Genomic DNA, 20,985 nt, shown 5'->3' with positions numbered 1-20,985 from the left:
AGGAAAAGGTGTATGTTTCTCGAAGTTGAACAGAACCCCAATTTTGAAGGATCATATTTCCTACGGTTTAAGGAGTTGGGGCCTCCTCGGAGTGTATCACACGTGAAATCCTATGATCGGATTTCCCAGGGAGAATGGTGTGCGGTGACGGGGTGGTGTGAGGATGTTGATCAACCAATCCGACCTGCTTATGCCCAAAGGGTAGAAGATTCCGGTTCCGGTTCAACATTTATTGTTTTTGGAGGCAACTGGGGGATTCGATTGAAATTAGAAAGCGATACCAATAATTGGAATATTGAAGACCCCAATCAATGGGGCGAGGGATATTTATCAATAGGAGAAGAACGGGATCTTCGATATGAGTAACGCTGAGGAGTGGTCAAGTTCCATGAAAAAATCTTTGTAGAAGGTCAATCATCATAGTGAGGTTGAGGAACGGATTTGATCGGTGGCGAAGGAGGAGAAAGACGTTCCTGAAATTCAGGTGAATAGGGATTGAGGGTGGATTCATGGGTTAATCGTTGTTGGGTCCTCACGATTTGAAGGCTTTGAGTGGTGATTTCGAGGCGGTCGATCGGCGTGTCAATTGAAAGAACGCTGGGAATTCCATTAATAGCAAATAATTGATAGGCTAGAGACCATGCGAGATTTCTTTTTCCCTGTTCTTTGACGATGAAATCGGCCTCTCGTGAAGGCTCACCCTTAAAAATCAGGACCCAGAGATTGGATCGAAAGGTTGGGGCCGATTGTTCTGTTGGGGGGATAAATTCAGGGACGAGCGAAGGAATGCTTTTTAGGGGAACCGAAGGGGAAAATTCCACTTCACATCGTTGCACATACAGGGTTGGAATGGTTTTGCCTTCATTTAAATCAGGAATATAAGCGAAGGAATACCGAACTTGGATACCATTCCGAACGTAGGTGTACACATCCTCGCCATTTCCTGGTGAAACCAAACTTTTGAAATATTTTTCCCAATCGGGGAACGTATAATAGCTGAAAACACGAAGGGCGGCCTTTCGTGATCGAACTGCCATCGGTATTCCTAATGTTTGGCGTAGTTCTTCCTGGGTTAAACCTAAATAACCATCTTCGAAGTAGGGTTTGGCTATAGCGGGGGTAGGCCATAAGAATCCCCCTGTGCTACAAAGTAGGGAGGCCAAAATAGCAAAGGCTACCCATGAAGTAGGCCTTTTACAAAGTGAGAAGAAAAATGTCATAAAAGGATGAATGGCAGATTTGTCATCCTATTTCTTGAAATTCCTGGAAGTCAAGATTAATGATGCTTGAAAATGAGGGAATAGGGCTCAGTTGTTGACCGTGAGTTGAGATGTATTTTGATTGATGAGGGGGTAAGAATGAACACACTAGAAGCGGCGTTAGAATCTCGGATCCTTGTGCTGGATGGTGCCATGGGAACCATGATTCAAGCCCATAATTTGAGTGAATCTGATTTTCGCGGGACACGTTATGCCAACCATGTCTGTGATGTCAAAGGGAATAATGACCTGCTGACTCTGACGCAACCAAAGATTATTGAAGATATCCACGTGCAATATCTGCAAGCCGGAGCCGATATCATTGAAACAAATACCTTCAATTCCAATTCGATATCTCTGGCTGATTATCAGATGGAGGGGTTGGCGTATGAATTGAATTTGGCGGCGGGGCAGGTGGCAAAGCGGGCTGTTGCTCGGGTGCAAGCTGAACAACCTGGGCGGACGTGTTGGGTCGCCGGAGCTTTTGGTCCTACAAATCGAACGGCCTCGATGTCACCGGATGTGAATAACCCAGCATTTCGAGCAGTTACCTTCGATGATTTAGAAGCAGCTTACTATGAGCAGGTGCGGGGTTTGGTGGAAGGGGGTGTTGACCTTCTTATTGTTGAAACCATTTTTGATACTCTAAATGCCAAGGCCGCCTTTTATGCAATTGCCCGGTATTGTGATGAAATTCAGCGTCAATTGCCCATTATGGCATCGGTAACCATTACGGACCTTAGTGGCCGTACGTTATCAGGACAACTTATCGAGGCCTTTTGGAATTCTATTTCCCATGCCAATCTTTTGAGTGTGGGGATTAATTGCGCATTAGGGGCCAAACAAATGCGGCCCTATATTGAGGAACTTTCTAATGTGGCGCCCATCTATATTAGTTGCTATCCCAATGCGGGTTTACCCAATGCCTTTGGCGGGTTCGATGAGACACCAGAACGCATGGGCGCGGATCTCAGGGATTTCGCCAGCCAGGGATGGGTCAATATTGTCGGCGGGTGTTGCGGGAGCACACCCGAGCATATTCGGGCCATAGCCGAAGGGGTCAAGGATTGCGCCCCGCACAAAAAAACGCATGTTCCCCGTATGACTCGGTTAAGTGGGTTTGAGCCTTTAACCATCAGACCGGAATCCAATTTTGTCAATATTGGAGAACGTACGAATGTGACAGGTTCGCCAAAATTTTCAAAATTGATTTTAAACGGAAAACTTGAAGAAGCTTTGGCTATAGCGCGTCAACAAGTCGAAGGGGGTGCGCAAATTATCGATGTGAATATGGATGAAGGCCTTCTGGATTCGGAAAAAGCCATGGTGGAATTTTTGAATCTCATCGGATCCGAACCTGATATCGCTCGTGTGCCAATCATGATTGATAGCTCTAAATGGTCCGTCATTGAAGCTGGCCTGAAGTGTATTCAGGGAAAAGGTGTGGTGAATTCCATTAGTCTCAAGGAAGGCGAAGCTCAATTCCTTGAGCAGGCTCACCTGATTCGTCGCTATGGGGCCGCTGTTGTCGTCATGGCATTTGATGAAACCGGTCAAGCCGATACGCTTGATCGAAAAGTGGAAATCTGTACTAGGGTCTATCGTCTCTTGACCGAAAAGCTCAACTTTCCGCCGGAGGACATTATTTTTGATCCGAATATTTTGACGGTTGCAACAGGCATGGAAGAGCATAACGCCTATGCTGTGAATTTCATTGAAGCCACTAGACAAATCAAAGCCACATTACCTTTCTGTAAAGTCAGTGGGGGGGTCAGTAATATTTCGTTTTCATTCCGTGGAAATAATACAGTGCGCGAAGCCATTCATTCTGCGTTCCTCTACCATGCCATTAAAGCGGGAATGGACATGGGGATTGTGAATGCCGGTCAGTTAGGAGTCTACGAAGAAATACCCAAAGGTCTCCTTAATTTAGTAGAGGATGTCCTGTTGAATAGACGGTCAGAAGCCACTGAGGAATTAGTGACCTTTGCTGAGACAGTCAAGCAACAGGGCAAAACGATTGTGAAAGATGATGCGTGGCGGCAGGGAACAGTAGAGGAACGTCTGGCCCATGCCTTGATTAAAGGGATTGTTGAATTTATTGATGCTGATGTGGAGGAAGCCCGTCAGAAGCTCAATAAGCCTCTGGATGTCATTGAGGGTCCATTAATGGATGGGATGAATGTGATCGGAGAGCTATTTGGTGCGGGGAAAATGTTTTTGCCTCAAGTAGTCAAAAGCGCGCGGGTCATGAAAAAAGCGGTGGCGTATTTATTGCCGTTTATGGATGCGGAAAAAGTTGAAGGCGAGAGCAGAAGCCAGGGTAAAGTCCTGCTCGCCACAGTAAAGGGTGATGTGCATGACATTGGGAAGAACATCGTTGGAGTTGTACTGGCCTGCAATAATTATGAAATTATTGACCTGGGTGTGATGGTTCCTTGTGACAAAATTTTGCAGACAGCTCGTCAGGAAAAAGTTGATCTGATTGGGCTCAGCGGACTGATTACACCTTCGTTGGATGAAATGGCTCATAATGCACGAGAAATGACTCGAGAAGGTTTCTCTATCCCTCTGTTAATTGGGGGAGCGACCACCAGCAAGGCCCATACTGCCGTAAAAATTGCGCCAGGCTATACCAGCCCGGTTGTACATGTCTTAGATGCGTCCTTGGCGGTCAATGTCGTGCGCAAATTAATGAGTCCGGACGAGAAGGATGCATTTGTGCAGGAAGTTCAAGAAAAACAACGGAAAACGCGAGATGCGTATCTGTCCAAAAACACGGCCAAAAAGTTCGTATCACTGGAGGAAGCAAGAAAGCAGCGTTTCGCCATCGATTGGGAAACGACGAGCATTGCTAAGCCAAGTTTCATTGGTATTAAAGTTCTTGAGGATGTTTCCCTCGAGACCCTTGTCCCCCTAATTGACTGGTCTCCATTTTTTCGCGCCTGGCAATTACGTGGGAAATATCCAATGATTTTTGAAGACTCGGTTGTCGGGCCCAAAGCCAAAGAACTCTTTGATGATGCTCAAAAGCTTTTGCAGGAAATCATGGACGGAAAGCTGCTTACGGCAAAAGGTGTCTATGGATTATTTCCAGCTAACAGTCAGGATGATGACATCATCATCTATTCCAATGAGACCCGTTCGGAAGCGGTATCGGTCTTTCATACCTTGCGACAACAAGTAGAAAAACCCAAAGGTGACCCGTACTATGCGTTGGCCGATTTTGTGGCTCCAAAGTCCAGCGGTATGGCTGATTATATTGGTGGGTTTGCGGTTACGGCCGGAATCGGCATCGAAGCTGTTTGTCAGCGTTTTGAAAAAGACCATGATGATTATAATGCCATCATGACTAAAGCCTTGGCTGATCGTTTGGCCGAAGCCTTTGCCGAATGGCTCCATCGTGAGGTCCGGCAGGTATGGGGATTTGGCCAAGATGAGCAATTGACAAACGACGAACTCATTCAGGAAAAATATCGTGGAATTCGTCCAGCACCCGGGTACCCGGCCTGTCCCGACCATACGGAGAAACAGCATCTGTTTGACTGGCTTCAGGTAGAGAAAACGGTAGGTATTCAATTGACCGATTCGTACGCGATGTATCCCACTGCGTCTGTTAGTGGTTTCTACTTTGCTCACCCCCAAGCCAAATTCTTTTCTGTTGGTAAATTAAAGAAAGATCAAATCGAGGATTATGGTAAGCGGAAAGGGATGGATGTATCGGATGTAGAACGGTGGCTCTCCTCAAATTTAGGGTATGACCCTACTTGAGGATTGTGGTGTGCAGCTTTTGACTTTACGGGATCGTTCTATTAAAACCTCAAGGAAAAAACCGGAAGAGGAGTGCGATGATGCTGGTTTGAAAGCTACAAGTGCTAATCTGGATCAGAATATCGTTGGCCCCGTTCACCCGACCATTTGGTAATTCCGACCTCTTGAGATTCCCATAAGTCCTGCATTTCTTGGGCTGCCAACTCTGCTTCCTTTGCCCGCTTTTCCACTTCTGGTAGTTTCTGGAATTCTTTTGAACGGGCTTGGTCTGGTTCCGGGCCCCTTCCTCGCGGTGAATTTTTAAGTAATACATTGATTGGCATATTTACCTCATAATGTTTCGTAAGGTTTCATGGATAGCGCCTCGTCACTTGGACTGTCAAGTCTGATGGAAGGAAAGACTGTCTGGCTAGGGTAGCCGGCAATGAAAGTCCCATCTAAGTGAGACCCTTTCTTGTATTTTTGGTGCTTTCCTTCCAAGCAACCCCACGAAAAATTTTGTCCTGGGATGGTCGCGTTTTAATTGAGCCTTCTTTAATGGCCCAAGATGGGAGTAGTTGTGCCCTACCTGGCTCTTCCGCCTGTGCCCTAACAAGTATGCTTAGTCTTTAGACCAGTATCGGTTGGAGGGTGTCGGAGCATTCAAGCATGGAAGATTCAATGGGGTGTCCAATGCTCTGAAGGGCTTTCACGATCCATTGATATCGTTCTTCAGCCCAGTTATCGAACGCAGAGGAATTTTCAAATACCAAGTCCCAGGCTGGCACCGAGTCTAATAGTAACAATTGGTGCGGAGCGTTTTGTCCTGGAAAATACACGACCAAAACTGCCGATTTTCCCATGAGACTGATATCCGTAAACATATGAATCATGGCTTGGCCTGGAATATTAACTGTGCGGGAGGCGGCTTCAACGATTGGTCCATAAATACGGTGGAGGAATTGTTGTATGGTTTCATAAGGGGATTTGCTTTGATGGAGATGCGGATTGGGTGCCTCACCTAGCAGGTTAGTCACGAGATATTGGAGGGCTTCCCATGAGGGCATTGTTCCAGCATTGACTAGTGAATCCATTAAGTACGACATCCAATTCCGGCATCCAGGCATGATTGTATTGCTCATTGTCATTTCCTCACGGCTCATTTCTAGGGATCCTAAGAAATTTAAGAGTTGTTGATGAAGGGTACGCTACCAGACAAGGAAGGAATTCCAAGGGCAGATAAGTGATTTTAATATGAAGATATTATTCGGTCAAATAATTATTCGGTCAAATATTTTAAATTTTCCTATTACGGTTCTCCTATGCAATTGCCCTTGACCATGGTTTTTTCAAGGACTTAGAATGGTGAATCTATCTGATGTAAAAAATATTTAAAATCAATGGGTTAGTTTAGATGTGAATATAGATGAATAGGTTTATCATCATTCTGGTTTGATTGACCTAATCGCGAGTAAACCATTTTACCTAGGGTGTAAAAATGAGGATAAATTATGATAAAGGTGGTTTGATTCGCCCTGATAAAATTCAATTACCAAGATCAACCAACTTTAAAGAGTCATCCAGTAAGGCCAAAATCCTGTTGGTCTTCCCCCCGGACTGGTATCCTTCTGAACCCTATCTGAGCCTTCCAACCCTAACGGCTTTTCTTCGATCTGCCGGTCATGATGTCGTTCAAAAAGATGTTAATTTAGAAATGTACGACTGGTATTTTAGTCGGGATTTCCTCCGTCGCATTCTTAAAAAAGTTCCTCAGCAACTTGATCGCCTCAAAAAGATTGGGAAGAGTCGTGAGTTAACGGATGCGGAAGTGGATCTTCAGTTAGCTCTCTGCAATTGTACCCGAGGCTATATGAGCGATTTAGCTGAAAGAGCTGAGAAAGCAAAGGAAATTGTTCGAAGCCAAGAGTTTTATGAAAGTGAGAAGCTGGAATGGGTGATGAATACCTTTAGGGAGGTGACTGCCACAATATCCTTGGTGTATGCCCCCGCAAGAATCTGCATGCCTCCCATGGAAACTGATTTATCCTATAAGCTGTTTATGTCGTCCGAAGTGCTGGAAGCCGTTGAAGATACTCAAGTCAATGTCTATCGGGACGTATTTGAGGAAATCCTGAAGCCTGCCATTCTAGCTGAAAAGCCCGATGTCATTGGGATTTCAATTGTTCTTCGACAACAATTGTTTTCCTCTATGACATTTTGTGCACTCATTAAGGAGCAATTCCCTGATATTCATATAACCATTGGAGGCAATACCGTAACCCGCCTGAGGGAAGTGCTTCCAGATACTCCAAAGTTATTCGCCTTATTTGACAGCGCGATTGTCTATGAAGGTGAAACTGCCCTGTTGCGATTGTTGGAAGCCATAGGCTCGGATGGGGATTTATCGCATGTTCCTAATTTACTATTCAGAGATGCAGCGGGAATTCATGTGAATTCCGAATCCTACGCCGAAAATATGGGCGAGTTGCCTCCCCCGGATTTCGACGGATTGCCATTAGAGAAATACTTTGTACCTGAGCCGATTCTTCCCTATTTAGCCACTCGGGGATGTTATTGGGGACGGTGTGAGTTCTGTGACCATGGTGAGGGTTATACGGCAGGGTACCGGACCAAAAGGGATTGGCAGATTATTGAAGAACTCACCTATTTGAAAAATAAGTATCATGCCCGGAGTTTTCATTTCACGGATGAGTCTTATCCACCCGCCTTATTCAGGAAGCTTACGAAGAAATTGATTGAGTCGAAATTAGATATTGCCTGGACCACACATATCCGCTTCGAAAAGAGTCTTCTTGAGGATCAAGTCTGGGCGGATGCCCAGACTTCTGGATGCAAATTTCTCCATATGGGCTATGAATCCGGAAGTGAGCGTGTGCTTCAACTTATGGACAAGGCAACCACGACGGAGGTAATCCAGCGAAGCTTGGAGTTGTCCTCCCAACATGGGGTTTGGAATCATGTCATGGGGTTTTTTGGGTTCCCAGGGGAAACATACCAAGATGCGAAATTTTCTATCCAATTTTTAGAAGATAATCGAGAACACGTCCATTCAATTGGATTTGGTACCTTTGATTTGAGCAAGCATACTCCCGTCGCGAAAAATCCTGAAAAATTCGGCATTACCTATTATAAAAATCCGGAATGGGATTTGGCCTTGGATTATTATTTTACGGTGAAAGAAGGATTGAGTGTTGAGGATGCCGAACGGGTATTCGAAGAATTTGAACAAAATCATTATGCGGGGTGGGATTTGAAAATCTTTATTCGGGAATATGTGTTTTTATACGTGACCCACTTCGGAACCAATAAATTACCTTCTCTGCAATTTCGCCTCGACTCACATGATTCCTCATCGAAATTAGCCTCTGTCTAATGTCAGGAGTGTTGATCATATGACTGAATCCTTAATTGAAATCGAGCGTGGTGGTTCCGTCGATAAATCCAGACGGACCTTTAAAACGATGTTGCTCTTTCCTCCGGAATGGGTTCCAACCGCTCCTTATCTTGCCCTGCCAAGTCTAACTGCCGTTCTTCGCTCATATGGACATGAGGTGATACAGAAAGATGTCAACATCGAAATGTATGACTGGTTTTTTAGTGATACCTTTCTAATCTGGGTCAAGCTTCGAATGGATCAGCAGCGACGAACTTTGAACGAACGGGACGCCCGAAATGAATTGACTGATTTTGAACGAGACCGACTGGCCTGTTTGAGATCCCAAGATGCTATAGACGTGATGGAATTGGCTGAACGAGCTATTGAAGCCAAAGTCATCGTGAGAGGCGAGGCATTTTATGATGCAGAAAAATTGGAATGGGCCTTAAAAATATTTAGAGATGTTATGCAATTTATTTCTGCAGCCTATTTTCCTGCTTCCCTCGTCTTCTATCCCATGGAAAGTAATCTGGGGTATCGCTCGGGAGTCTCGACTGAAGTGTTGGCATGCCTGGATGACGATCTTGTCAACGTGTATCGGGATGTGTGCCGCCAGTTAGTGCTCCCTGCCATTCAGAAAGAGAAACCGGAAGTGATAGGAGTTTCCGTCGGAACCCAAATGCAACTCTTGGCGGGCATGACCTTTTGCAAAATGATTAAAGAGGAATTCCCTGACATTCATGTGACGGTGGGTGGCAACGTGATTACCCGGTTAAAAGATGATCTTCCCAAACGGAAGCAATTTTTTACGCAAGTCTTTGACTCGGCCATTTTGTATGAAGGCGAGCATGCGTTGGTTTGGTTGCTGGAAGCTCTGGCGGGGGAACGAGACTGGGAAAAGGTCCCTAACTTGATGTGGCATCAAGAGGGGGAGATTCGTGTGAATGAGGAAATATATACAGAAAAGACGACCGCCTTGCCTCTTCCGGACTTTGAGGGATTGCCGTTGGATGCCTATTTCGTCCCGGTTCGAATTTTACCTTACCTAGCCACACGAGGGTGTTACTGGGGACGATGTACCTTTTGTGATCATGGACAGGGATATTTCGACCAGTATCGTGGAAAACCCGCGCATGATGTAGTCCGAGAAATCAAAGCATTGAAAGAAAAATATCAGGCAGAGCACTTTTTATTTTCAGATGAATCCTATCCTCCCGCGTTATTGAAAAAAGTGTCGCAATTGTTGATTGAGGAGCAGGTGGGGATAAAATGGACGACTTTAATCCGGTTTGAGGAATCATTGCAGGATCCTGAAATTTGGAAGCAAGCCGTTCAAGCAGGTTGTTGCACCCTGTATTATGGAATGGAATCAGCAAATGAGCGTGTTTTGGAGCTCATGGATAAGCATGCGAAAAAGGCTGTGATTGAAAACAATCTACGGGAGGCTGCCAAAGCCGGGATCTGGAATCATGTCATGGCTTTTTATGGATTTCCAGGTGAAACACGAGATGAGGCGGAGGAGACACGGGAATTTCTTCTTGATAATAAGCGATATATTCATTCTGTGGAATTATTCTATTTTGTGGCCTACCGGCATACGCCAATGGTTCGGAATCCCGATAAGTTTGGTATCACCATTCATAAGCAGGAAGAGTATGATATGCCTCTCGATTACTATTACACGCTTAAGGAACCTGGTGGGATCACTTGTTTAGAGGCCATGCAATTGGCAGAGGAGTTTTATCAGAAGGACTTTGAACCATGGGCTGTTAGAGTCAATGCTCGTGAGCATGTATTCCTCTACATTTCTAAATTCGGTACGAATTACCTACCTCAGATCTATGCGATGAAAGCCGGGCAGGATGAACCGCGAATCGATGGGGTTCAAGGTCTCATTACTTGGCCTGTGTCTCATGCGCCCTCCGAGAAAAATTCAAAAGGTGAGCCCGGAATGTCCCGGGTGGTCAGTCATTCTGCTCCGTGATCATATTTTTGTGGAGAGGAACCGGAATTCCGCAGATGATCGGATAGAATTTGATAGGCTGCATGAATTTCTCTAGTTTTGGTCTCTCCCTTTTTGTACATTTCCATATATTTCGCTGGATTATTGGTGAGGCCTGCGTAACGTGATGGGAACCAGATTCGCCTGGCTTCTTCATAGCGTTGCTGTAAGACATCATGCGAAAACGGCTCGCTTAGATTGAAGAGAAGCAGTGCGTATTCTAGGGTCATAAAGTTTGAATCCCTTGAGAAGGTATGAATTTTTTATCAGAAGGTCTTATAATACTCAGCAGGCCGATTAAGATTCTCAAGTGTTTCAAAGGAGCAGTGGTACTGTCAATTGGATTTCAGGCTACCCACAGTCGGTCTTTTTTAGAAAGGGTTGACGATATTGCGTGAACTTCCAATATTAGAAGCTCCAAAGCTATTTGCCGGACACGATTACCGGGACGTGTTGAAGCGGGAAATGGATGCAGGAAAAATTCCATTGAGCCTAGGAAAAGAATGTCCTGTCAAATGTGCGTTTTGTTATGAATTAGATCATTCCTACCGAGAAACGCTGGACCCACCAAAAACCTCCCAAGAGGACTGGCAGTTCATTTTAAATTATATTAGCTCCAAGCCAACGGATCCTCTTCAGTTCTGGTGCCTTGGTGGTAATGAATACATGGAATGGACCGATTTGTTTCTTCATCCAAAGGCAATGGAGTGGATCGAAGATTTTTTGAAATTTACCGATAAAAACATTCAATTTTTTACGGTTGGTTTTGTCCATGTTCCCAAGATTCATCGGTTGGTTGACCAATACCCTGGAAGAATTAATTTTGAGTTATCTGTCATTACCCTTGGAGAGTATCGACAAAAACTGATGCCGCATGCTCCATCTGTGAAACATCTGATGAAGGTCTTGGATGGCCCAGCGGTTTCCTCGGCAAACTTTTATGCTTTTGATAAAAATACGATGTCCACAGATGCGGAAACGATTTCCCGGATCAATTCTCGATGCGTACTGTGGATGGGATGTTTGACGCCCGTGGGCGGGATTAAAGAGGAAACAGCTCGTGTGATGCGACAAGGTAGAAAATATCTTGCTGTTGAAGCGGAAAAAATATACGATGCGGACCTTCCAAATTTTACGACAATTCATACGGAAGCCTATGTGACGGCTTTTTTGAATCGGAAGCGTATTGTTAGTCTCTTTGATTCTTTGGAATTGGAAAAGCGTGATTCAATTGTCATGGCGGGTAGTGTGTATCGGATTTTAGCCATGTTCAGGAAAAATCGAGCCAGGTTCCTCTCTGTTCCGAATGCCACGCTTGGAGGAGATTCTGATTGTACGGTCTTGCTGACCCTGAATGACATAGCCAAACGATTGACAAAGGAAAAATTTATCTATGTTCCTCAATGTATTGTGGAGTCAGGAAGAGGTCCAGGTCGCGATATTGCGGGGGTTCACATTGACGACTTTGTAAGTAAGACCGGAGTGAAAATAAGGATTCTCCCAAAAATTAGTACTAAGTTTGCCAATAATCGATTGTATCGCAATGGATCATTGCAAAACTATGTGGAGGATTATGTGCGTAATCCCTTGGTTCGTTCGTATGAAGCGATCGCGCCCATAGTGTAAATTGCCTTAAAGTTTTGTAAAGGAATTTGATGGGAGGGTAGGTGGTCCAAAGCTACCCGACAAATAAAAATTTCTGAGATTATGCCGGTGAAAAGACTAAGAGGATTTTTCTTTTTTTTGTTGCTACTTGGGGCTATAGGGTGTTCCGGAAATCTGGAAAGCCAAGAGACGTTTAATCTGCAGAAAAATGAAAATGATTCTTTCAGATGTGAAGAAATGACTAATGCGAGGTTAGGGGGTAGGGGCGTTCCTGACTGGCAACGAGTGTATGAAGAATGCATGGTCACGGGAGGGCAGTAAAAGTGTTCGGGTACGATGTAATACCATGTAAGGTTTTGTGGATTTGAAATTCGTGTGACATGTTTCTAATCCGTCCTGAAATGTTTCTCTAGTTGATTATGGATTCTCCTAAAAACTGGCTGCAATTTTATCAGGTTGATGTATTCACAAGTGAGCCGTTTGGCGGGAATCCTTTAGCGGTGTTTCCCTCAGCGGGAGAGCTTAGTGAACGGGAGTTTCAACAAATTGCGCGTGAAATGAATTTGTCTGAAACGGTGTTTGTCCTACCGCCGACCGATCCCAAAGCTGCCGCTAAGGTCAGAATATTTACTCCTCTTCAGGAAATTCCGTTTGCGGGCCATCCTATTTTGGGGACATTCTATGTTCTCGGAACAATGAAACATTTGGCCTTGCAGGAGCCTGTGACTAAAGTTTTCTATGAATGTACCCTAGGATTGTATGCGCTTGACCTTATTGTTCTGAAGGGGCAAATTGAACAGGTCATCATGTCGCAACCCTCTCCGCAATTTATCGATGTCATCACACAGGCGGAAGCCATTTATGATATTGCCAAGGCTTTGGGAATTCACAGATCGCTCATTGCCGACACAATTTTCCCTGTTGAAGTGGTCTCGACAGGATTGCCGGTGCTCGTTGTGCCTATACGAAGCTTGACGGCCGCAAAATCCATGGAGGTTGATCATTCTGAAGTTCTAGAGATTTGTGCTCGCTTTGGGGCCAATGGAATTATGATCTTCACGACGATGACAGTGGAGGAAAGCGCCACTGTTCACACCAGAATGTTCGCCGATCCAATAGGTATTTCAGAAGATCCTGCAACCGGCAGCGCAAGTGGCGCCCTTGGTGCCTATTTAGTCAAGAATGGAGTCGTGGAAGTTGGTCCAACCACCGAAATAGTTATGGAGCAGGGGTATGAAATTGACCGGCCATCCCGTATTTTGGTGCAGGTTTTTTCTGATGATGATGTGATTAAGGAAATTAAAGTGGGAGGGCAGGTGGTAATGGTGGCGGAAGGAAAGATGGTTTACTAGCGTGTAAAATTCCTCCCCCGCTCGCGTTAGAGGTGTTCTGAATGTTCCATAATGAAGATAAAAAACTGAATTTTCAAGAAGATGCCTAGATTTGCCTACTTCGTTAGCTCTCCAGTTATGTGCCCTATTTCAGGTAGAATAAGTTGCTCCATTGCTAGGCGGACCGCCCCCTGAGAACCTGGAATAGAAAAAACGACAAGCTTTCCATGTGTCCCCGCCACGGCCCGACTTAACATGGCGGGGGATCCAATATCTTGATAACTCAAAAACCGAAAAATCTCCCCAAATCCATCAAGTCGTTTTTCTAAAAAGTCATCAACGGCTTCAAATGTGGAGTCTCGCCGTGAGATACCCGTCCCGCCATTGATAATGATAACCTGAATGGCCTCTTGACCAATGGCTTGGAGAAGGAGGGCCTTAATTTCGGTCGGTTCATCTTTAATGATCCGGTATTCTGCAATGCTGTGTCCTTGCTCTTTTAAAAGATGACAGATTAACTTTCCACTGGTATCAGAATCTGGTGTTCGAGTATCACTACAGGTGACCACCATGCAGGATAAAGAGGGTGCTCCCTGTGTTTTGTGTGTGAGGTGAGATGGGGCGGCGGTATGGGATCCTTGCCCTTCATGATGTTGGTGGTCACCCATGGTTAACAAAATGGCTAAACCTGGCTTAAGCCCAAACGGAATCCGGTTTGAGCTGTGCAGCAGGCTCTCCTTTTTTGATGTGCTCATCTAAAATAACCGCTACATCGGAGTCTTTGACCTGGGAGTACCAAGTTCCTGTCGGATAGATGACCACGTTTGGGCCACTTTCGCAAGGCCCGAGGCAAGTTGTCCCGGTGACTAATACCTCGCCAGGTTGAACCCCACGTTCAATCAAGCCCATATTAAGTGCCATTAATAAATTTTGAGCGCCCGCAGCTCCACATGAAGGCTTGGGATGCCCAGGAGGACGGGAGTTCGTGCACACTAGAATATGATACTTCGGTTTTGGCATAGAAACTCCTTCTTAATGAAAAAATAAAGGTGAATGGAAATTCAATGATAAATGGATAAAAGGCTCATTTTGAGCGAAACAAATCCCACATGTCCACGCATTCATCCGGCAACTTCCAATGCTTGACTCCCGCGAGAATCCAATCTAAATAATTATCTTTGGCCTTAAATTTTCCAATGCTTTGGGCTACATGTGTGCTGACGAATTCCTTTTCTCCATCCTCAGTGAACACATGTACTTCAACATGACGAAAAGCTCCTTCGGGAAGATCTCCCTCGAACTTGTCCATTTCCTGGACATCCTCCGGGGTAAGCTCAAAAACCCCTCCCCACACTCGTTCACCAGCAGAAGGGGCAATAGTGGCCAATCCACAGCGCCATTGGTTAGACCAGCGCCCAAATTTGATGGTGTGGTCTGGCACGTATGCCTTAAATAAAAAATGTGCTTCAGGAGCACGTCGTTTAAGCTGCGTGGGATTCAAATTGTCTGCATAAATGAAAAAGCGCATGGGTTAAGTCCTGTCTGTTTAGGGGAAAGGTAGTATTACCATACTGCCTTCGCGAACTGTCAAGAACTGATTTTCGATATCCTAAGGGCGGTAACTGTATTTTGTATGGTCGGGAAGGATCTGAAGCAGAGCTTATGACCTGGCCATAAAACTCTCAAACCAAGGATTGGGGATGGGACTTAGGTCAAGATTGATGGAAAATGGACATCAAGGTAGAGATGGACCGGGCTCTTAGGCCTAAGTCCTTGGCGAGAGATGTAACTGTTGGTTGGAATGGTCCAGACGAACAAGGAAATGATCAAAAAAACTGAGACCCAGTAGGCCATCAATCCCGTCTGGGAGGTCCGGGATGGTAAATATGACTACCTGGACATTTTCCCTTCTTGTATTTCCCACACGAATTTTTCGTGCGATGCCTAACTCGGCCTGTACTTTTCCCCCAACAGTAAAGAGGGTAATCCGCGAATTTGCCAAATCTGAGCGAATTCCTGCATCAAATGCCAAATTTTCAGAAATGGTCGTATATGTTGCCCCCGTATCAACAATGAGTCTGGATTCATGGAAGTCATTTAATTCCACTCGTGCCACCCAAACACCTCCTAAATGTTCAAGGGGAATCACAGAATCATTGGATTCAGCAGTTATTGTGCTTGATTTGGATGAAGGTAAGCGAATGGAGAAGGGGGATTGGTCTAATGATAGTCGACTGAAAATTGCCTGGCTACCCACCACTGTCACGATCGCTATTCCCAAAAAGGTGATGAAAAGTTTGTTGGCAGTCCCCAATGCTTAAATCCCTTGTTGAAGGAGCATGTGTTAATGATTCTTTCCTTTGTATGGACCTCAGAACGTTTGTCGGTTGGGTCGGGGATAGCCTTAAAGACTGAAGTGAACAGTGAAATGGTTCTAGTTTTCTCGATGGAGTGGTGTAGAGAGTTTTGTTTTTTTTATAACGGTTGTCGGAAATTGGTCACAGACCCATGCTGTAAGTAAAGCAATAGTCTAGTTACCGTAGGCGAGTAGATTTTTGTTGCAATTTAGTTGCAATTAATATTGACTCTCCTAGGGCCATTTGGTATTTTCGGCCGCAAGGCTTTTAAAAATCCATGATCCGAATGCCGCCATCTCCCTATCGATGTAATATCAACTTGTCCCTAGCACTTGCTTTGGTATTGTTGAGTTCAATACCGTTTGTGCAGGCCTTAGAAATCCATCATGTATTTGCTGAGGTGGATTATGATGGGCATCAACATTCTGATGATGATTTGTGCCAATGGGTACAGCACCATACTTCCAATTCCCTAATTTGGGATGCCTCGGGTTTATCTCATTGTTCTGTAGTTGCCGGTTTCCTATCCCCTGATCGAGAAGAGAGGTATCCCTCTCTCACCATTCCCCTCGGTAACCCTCGCGGTCCTCCAGCTTCCTTCTTCTCCTAATTTTCTTTTTTACAACGGTCTTCCACCGTCGATTCATCCTTGCGCGGCCCCCCTAACGGGGGGTTGCCTGTGATGACGCAAGGGGAGAATACGCCTAATTGATTATTAGATGCTGGAGGTTTCTGTATGTTGATCGGGGATGATAAATGGGTGGAGTGGTGTGCCCTTGTACTCTGGATTTTCGGTTTGGGGACGTTTATGGGTGTTGGTCTTGTCCAAGCTGTGGAACAAGACAATGACAAAAAAGTCTGGATTGTAACCGGTATAGTGCAATACGAGGATTTTCGCCGAGTTCCTCAGGTAACGGTGGAATTGCGCGATCAGGAAGGCACCATCATTGATACTCAGGTGTCGAATGAAGGGGGGGAGTTTATTTTTGCTCCTCCTGAGTCTGGTATTTATTCTATTCAAGCAACCCAGTCAGACTTATCGAGCGAGTCCACTATTCTTAAGATTGAAAATGATCCTTTCCTTGAAGTCAAGTTAACCCTGGCACATCGCCAGGAACTCACTCTTGATGTTGTGGCGTCATTGCCTCCAATTCAGCGTCGTCTCTCCGGAGAATCCTATTCGGTGAGTCGGAAAGATATCGAGGAATTACCCCGAGGGAATAATATTGCCCTTAATGATCTGCTTTTAACCCTCCCCAGTGCTGTAGACGGGGGACTGAAGCAAGTGCATATTCGTCAGGATCACGCTAATTTTCAATTTCGGATTGATGGGGTCCCCGTTCCAGATACCGTATCTTCTGTCTTTACGGATGTCATTTCCCCACGTACCTGGGAGCGCGCAGACATTATTTTGGGTGGGCCGGAAGCGCAATTCGGGAATAAAACCGCGGCGGTAATTGACATAACGACGAAAAGCGGGACCCAACCCGACTCTGGCTCATTGCAATTCTTTGGTGGCTCAAACGAAACACTGAACCCTGCTTTTGAATATGGGGGAACCGTTGGCTCGGAATTTCGGTATTACCTGATGAATAGCTTTATCTCTACAAACAGAGGAATTAATCCTCCCACTTTAGGGAAAAGCGTTTTTCATGATCAAAGTAACCAAAACCAATCCCTTTTCCGTGGAGATTGGCAGATTGATAATCAGAACAGTGTCACGGTCTTGTTCCTGAATTCGATTGCCAAATTTGAGATTCCCACTCAACCTGGCCTAGCGGCCAATCCTACCTTAGTTGGACTGATCCAAGGAGAGAATCCAGGTTTTGAGCCGGTTAATTCTCAAAATATAAATGAATACCAAAAGGAGAATAATCAATATTCCCAGCTCGTCTGGCGCCAGGATTGGAGTCATGATCGGTTTTTCAGTCTGGCAGGGTTTTTTCAGCATTCCCGAGCCACATTCACAACCGACCCCTTCAATGCCTTATCGTATACAGCAGATCCTGACGAACCTTTTTCGGCTGGAGATCAGGACCGATGGGCCTATACTGGAGGGATACGGTTTGATTACAGTCATCGATTAAATTCGAATCATTTAGTGAAAACGGGATTTCAGATTCAAAGGACCCAAGCTGTGAATAAAACCCGGCTATCGGCATTTTTGAGAGATGAAGCCGGTGATCCGGTAGGGGGAGTCATCTCTCGGAATGGCGATAATCGCACCATTGGATGGCGCGAGGAATTCTGGATTCAGGATCAATGGACTCCCTGGGCTCAATGGACCTTTAATCTTGGTGTACGCTTCGATCAAATCCAGGCGTTAACCAATGATATGCAGGTGAGTCCGCGGATAGGTGCTACATACGCCATGACTCCAAATCATGTCTTTCATGCCTTCTACGGGAGATTGTTTACTCCGCCAAATATAGAAAGTGTGCCTTTTCTTCAACTGAACACGGTTGGAACTACGGCGGAGCCAGAGAATTTGACTAATACCACGGTGAAACCCGAACGGGCTCATTATTTTGAGGTCGGTTCTGCCCATGCCTTGGGGGATTCTTTGTCAATAGAATTGACCGGTTATTATAAATTAAGTAAAAATTTATCCGACGCCGGACAATTCGGAACAACCCCGCTTCTTAATTATTTTGCGTTTAAACGCGGTTGGCAGCGGGGAATCGACTTGGCTGTGAAAGCCAAGTTTTTAGAAAATCTATATGGGCGTGGGAATGTCGCATGGGGCCAGTGTCGAGGGAAAAAGCTTCAATCAGGTTTTATGTTGTTAGAGCAGGAAGAAATTAATGATATCAATTCCAGCAGTGGAGTATATTGTGATCATATGCAACTGGTCACCAGTTCGGCTGTCCTAACTTATCGTCCGTTCACGAAAACAACTATCACTGGGCAAATGTTATTTGGGTCGGGGATGCGGACAACAGACGGGGGAGGAAAAACCAATGCCACCCATAGCCCGTCGTATACCACTTATAATCTTTCCATTGAGCATCTGCTTCCTCTGTGGGATAAGTATAAACTGTTGCTTGGGTTTGATGTCATTAATCTGCTCGACCAACATGTGTTTTTAAATGATGGAGAGGGGAGTATTGGGCTTGGTGTGGCACATGCTAATATGCCTCGATCATTTTTCTTTCGTGGACAATTTTTCTTTGGTGCGTAATTCTATGAGCGTTTTCCGGAACCTTGGTTTCTGCATGTCCGTGCTCTGGCTTCTGAGTGGTCCGTCGCTTTCCTATACGGCCGAATCTGATTCTGCAACGCATCTATCTGACCATGAGGAAGACGTACAGGTGGAAACCCTCGACACCGTCCATGTCCATGGGCTACGACTCAATAAAGATCAGCAAGCCGGGCCGGTTCCTCAGCTGACGCCCTGGCCGACGGTTCCTTCCACCTTAGATGGGCAGGTCCTAGATGATTGGCTCAAAGCTCGAATTTTGGTTAGTAAATCTTCCGAGGTGACGGTCGTGATCCTTCAACCTGCCACGCATCGAGAACTCACTCAATCTTCATTGGCAGCTCTCAAACAATGGACGTTCTTACCTCAAATGGATGGAGATGAACCAATTGATGGTGAAGTCTCACTCCGCATTCACTTCCGCACTCAATAAGCCATTCCTGTCCCATAACTGCAGGACAAGTTGCAGATCAGTTTCCCTCAGATGGCTAGAAACCGATTTCCAAATGGTCCTGAAACGCTCTGCAGTCTTTCAAGAAGTATACTGATTAATTTGATGTGATTGTGGTGGATCAATCCATGCATGGGAAGCCAGCTGAATTGCTGGCTCATCAGGTCATGAGGAAATGTCCAGAACTCTCTGTTATTTCCTCGGCAGGATTTCGTTCTACAATGAATAACTAAAAACTTTTTGCGATGGGTCTCCAAGGGTATTTGTCCACGTGCTAAATAATCGATAGAGCGGAGACGCTCCAAGTTAAATCGCTTTTGCTCTTATCCTCTTCAAGACACGTGATTGTTTCTTTGATTTATTTTTCTGTCACATGTTGTTCCTAATCTTATATTTGAAGCTGCTTGACGATTGATTCAGGTTACTGACCCAGAAACCCTCTCTGGAAAAACAAGCCACGGTTAATATCTCCAATGCTGATCATTCCCAGAAGCTTCCCATTTTCAGCAACCGGGATGCGACGAAAATGTTTTCTCCCCATAAATGAGGCGGCTTCAAGAATTGGGGTATGTGGGGCTACGGTAAGGGGATTTTTGCTCATAATTGATTCGATTTTTTTTCGAAGGATGTCCGGGTATCCTTCCTCCATTTCCGTGAAATCTCGGCTATGAACATTGTCATGTATATAATCCCCAAAATTAGGGAAGAGGGGAAGCATGACATCTCGAAGGGCGACGAGTCCGATTAAGTTTTGATGTTCGTCAATGACAGGTACTGCTCCGCAATGGCGGCTGAGCATTTTAATGACGACTGATCGTACTGAATCTGTTGGGAACGCGGTTACGACTCCAGTGGACATGACTTCTTGGACTAACATGGCATCCTCCTTCTGTGAACATGATAGAGGGATATCCCCCAGACGGAACCACAGAGTCATGAGGGAATTTCTTTTCTGCTCCTGATGCATACATCGTGAAGCCAGTTTTTTCTAAATAAGTGCAATTTTAAACAATAATATTGGGAGTGTTTTTTACCTTTGAATTTTACGGCGTTCTTTTCATTCTCCGCAATAATAAGGTCTGAAGGGGTTGGAAGAGAATTAAGGGTTTTTTGTTGTGCCTCTCAAATCAGGCATCTCGGGTTTTGCTACCGTGCAGGTTAGGGAGACAAGTTCTGAGGATCCCTCTGAAAATGCCTTCTTGAGGTGGAAAATTTCGATTAACTCCGAAATCTTGGTGAGACCATTCGAACTCATCCCAATTAGCTGCCGGCGTGGGTTGCAGTACCCCTACCATAACGAGTCGATGAGCCTATGATGAACCTTCCTATTCAAAAAAGTTGGGATAGTCAAAATTCGATACTATTGGATCAGGGATTATCTTAGAGCCTTGTTCCGACTGGTCATCAAGAATACCTCCAATTTCTGATCTACTCTTATTTGAAAAATCCATAATCTGTTAGATCTTTTTGGCCTTTATTTCAAATTTGTCATATTCGCTGACAAATTTTGCATCTGTTTTGTTGACTATGAGGAACTTTTATTTAGATGTTGGCGGAATTACCTGCGTCTTTCCGGGATGTGTCGAGGTGTTTGTCAACTGAGCAAGGCACGGGTGTTTCGGACTCTTCCTCGT

Annotated in this window: 17 protein-coding genes; 9 read left to right on the top strand and 8 right to left on the bottom strand. The window is 45.1% G+C overall.

Going from position 1 to position 20,985, the window contains the following annotated elements; translation table 11 throughout:
• The first annotated feature begins 12 nt into the window (after positions 1-12).
• On the top strand, positions 13-366 hold the full coding sequence (locus tag ACWHYD_RS10865; RefSeq protein ID WP_447962057.1) for a hypothetical protein: 354 nt from the start codon (positions 13-15) through the stop codon (positions 364-366).
• Positions 367-410: 44 nt separating this feature from the next.
• On the opposite strand, the gene ACWHYD_RS10860 is transcribed toward ACWHYD_RS10865, so the two are convergent.
• Positions 411-1,037 (bottom strand): hypothetical protein, encoded by a 627-nt coding sequence (locus ACWHYD_RS10860; protein WP_447962056.1) that lies wholly within the window; start codon positions 1,035-1,037, stop codon positions 411-413.
• Between the two features lie 321 nt (positions 1,038-1,358).
• Here ACWHYD_RS10860 and metH point away from each other — a divergent pair, with 321 nt between their 5' ends.
• Positions 1,359-5,030, top strand: a complete 3,672-nt coding sequence (gene metH, locus ACWHYD_RS10855) for a methionine synthase (RefSeq protein WP_447962055.1) — start codon at positions 1,359-1,361, stop codon at positions 5,028-5,030.
• A 104-nt stretch (positions 5,031-5,134) separates the two neighbouring features.
• Here metH and ACWHYD_RS10850 read toward each other — a convergent pair whose 3' ends face one another.
• Complete coding sequence (locus ACWHYD_RS10850; RefSeq protein WP_447962054.1) at positions 5,135-5,353, bottom strand: hypothetical protein; 219 nt, start codon at positions 5,351-5,353, stop codon at positions 5,135-5,137.
• Between the two features lie 285 nt (positions 5,354-5,638).
• Positions 5,639-6,151, bottom strand: a complete 513-nt coding sequence (locus tag ACWHYD_RS10845; RefSeq protein ID WP_447962053.1) for a hypothetical protein — start codon at positions 6,149-6,151, stop codon at positions 5,639-5,641.
• Positions 6,152-6,507: 356 nt separating this feature from the next.
• Between ACWHYD_RS10845 and ACWHYD_RS10840 the strand changes: the two genes are divergently transcribed.
• Complete coding sequence (locus tag ACWHYD_RS10840; protein WP_447962052.1) at positions 6,508-8,403, top strand: B12-binding domain-containing radical SAM protein; 1,896 nt, start codon at positions 6,508-6,510, stop codon at positions 8,401-8,403.
• 19 nt (positions 8,404-8,422) lie between these two features.
• Positions 8,423-10,390 carry a B12-binding domain-containing radical SAM protein gene (locus tag ACWHYD_RS10835; protein WP_447962051.1) on the top strand — a complete coding sequence of 656 codons (1,968 nt, stop codon included), beginning with the start codon at positions 8,423-8,425 and terminating at the stop codon, positions 10,388-10,390.
• Here the strand turns inward: ACWHYD_RS10835 and ACWHYD_RS10830 are convergent.
• The gene (locus ACWHYD_RS10830) at positions 10,375-10,638 is read right to left on the bottom strand and encodes a hypothetical protein (RefSeq protein WP_447962050.1); all 264 of its coding nucleotides are present in this window, start codon (positions 10,636-10,638) and stop codon (positions 10,375-10,377) included. The two genes, ACWHYD_RS10835 and ACWHYD_RS10830, sit on opposite strands and share 16 nt — an antisense overlap.
• Before the next feature lie 160 nt (positions 10,639-10,798).
• Here ACWHYD_RS10830 and ACWHYD_RS10825 point away from each other — a divergent pair, with 160 nt between their 5' ends.
• The gene (locus ACWHYD_RS10825) at positions 10,799-12,034 is read left to right on the top strand and encodes a hypothetical protein (RefSeq protein ID WP_447962049.1); all 1,236 of its coding nucleotides are present in this window, start codon (positions 10,799-10,801) and stop codon (positions 12,032-12,034) included.
• Positions 12,035-12,432: 398 nt separating this feature from the next.
• Positions 12,433-13,365 carry a PhzF family phenazine biosynthesis protein gene (locus ACWHYD_RS10820; protein WP_447962048.1) on the top strand — a complete coding sequence of 311 codons (933 nt, stop codon included), beginning with the start codon at positions 12,433-12,435 and terminating at the stop codon, positions 13,363-13,365.
• A gap of 95 nt (positions 13,366-13,460) precedes the next feature.
• Here ACWHYD_RS10820 and ACWHYD_RS10815 read toward each other — a convergent pair whose 3' ends face one another.
• The 3 genes from ACWHYD_RS10815 to ACWHYD_RS10805 all read right to left on the bottom strand — a co-directional run bounded on the left by ACWHYD_RS10815 (position 13,461) and on the right by ACWHYD_RS10805 (position 15,460).
• On the bottom strand, positions 13,461-13,916 hold the full coding sequence (locus ACWHYD_RS10815; protein ID WP_447965859.1) for a MogA/MoaB family molybdenum cofactor biosynthesis protein: 456 nt from the start codon (positions 13,914-13,916) through the stop codon (positions 13,461-13,463).
• Positions 13,917-14,428: 512 nt separating this feature from the next.
• Positions 14,429-14,872 carry a gamma-glutamylcyclotransferase family protein gene (locus ACWHYD_RS10810; protein ID WP_447962047.1) on the bottom strand — a complete coding sequence of 148 codons (444 nt, stop codon included), beginning with the start codon at positions 14,870-14,872 and terminating at the stop codon, positions 14,429-14,431.
• A 237-nt stretch (positions 14,873-15,109) separates the two neighbouring features.
• Positions 15,110-15,460, bottom strand: a complete 351-nt coding sequence (locus ACWHYD_RS10805) for a retropepsin-like aspartic protease family protein (RefSeq protein ID WP_447962046.1) — start codon at positions 15,458-15,460, stop codon at positions 15,110-15,112.
• Positions 15,461-15,500: 40 nt separating this feature from the next.
• Between ACWHYD_RS10805 and ACWHYD_RS10800 the strand changes: the two genes are divergently transcribed.
• The 3 genes from ACWHYD_RS10800 to ACWHYD_RS10790 all read left to right on the top strand — a co-directional run bounded on the left by ACWHYD_RS10800 (position 15,501) and on the right by ACWHYD_RS10790 (position 19,333).
• The gene (locus tag ACWHYD_RS10800) at positions 15,501-15,665 is read left to right on the top strand and encodes a hypothetical protein (RefSeq protein ID WP_447962045.1); all 165 of its coding nucleotides are present in this window, start codon (positions 15,501-15,503) and stop codon (positions 15,663-15,665) included.
• A 772-nt stretch (positions 15,666-16,437) separates the two neighbouring features.
• Complete coding sequence (locus ACWHYD_RS10795) at positions 16,438-18,882, top strand: TonB-dependent receptor (RefSeq protein WP_447962044.1); 2,445 nt, start codon at positions 16,438-16,440, stop codon at positions 18,880-18,882.
• 4 nt (positions 18,883-18,886) lie between these two features.
• Entirely contained in the window at positions 18,887-19,333 is a 447-nt protein-coding gene (locus tag ACWHYD_RS10790; protein ID WP_447962043.1) for an energy transducer TonB family protein, read from the top strand.
• A gap of 439 nt (positions 19,334-19,772) precedes the next feature.
• On the opposite strand, the gene ACWHYD_RS10785 is transcribed toward ACWHYD_RS10790, so the two are convergent.
• Positions 19,773-20,228, bottom strand: coding sequence for a CBS domain-containing protein (locus ACWHYD_RS10785; protein ID WP_447962042.1), 456 nt, complete (start codon positions 20,226-20,228; stop codon positions 19,773-19,775).
• Between the last annotated feature and the right edge of the window lie 757 nt (positions 20,229-20,985).

Source organism: Nitrospira sp. Ecomares 2.1 (assembly GCF_965152585.1).
Note: the sequence above shows the minus strand (reverse complement) of the source record. Positions and strands in the feature narration are given on the sequence as shown.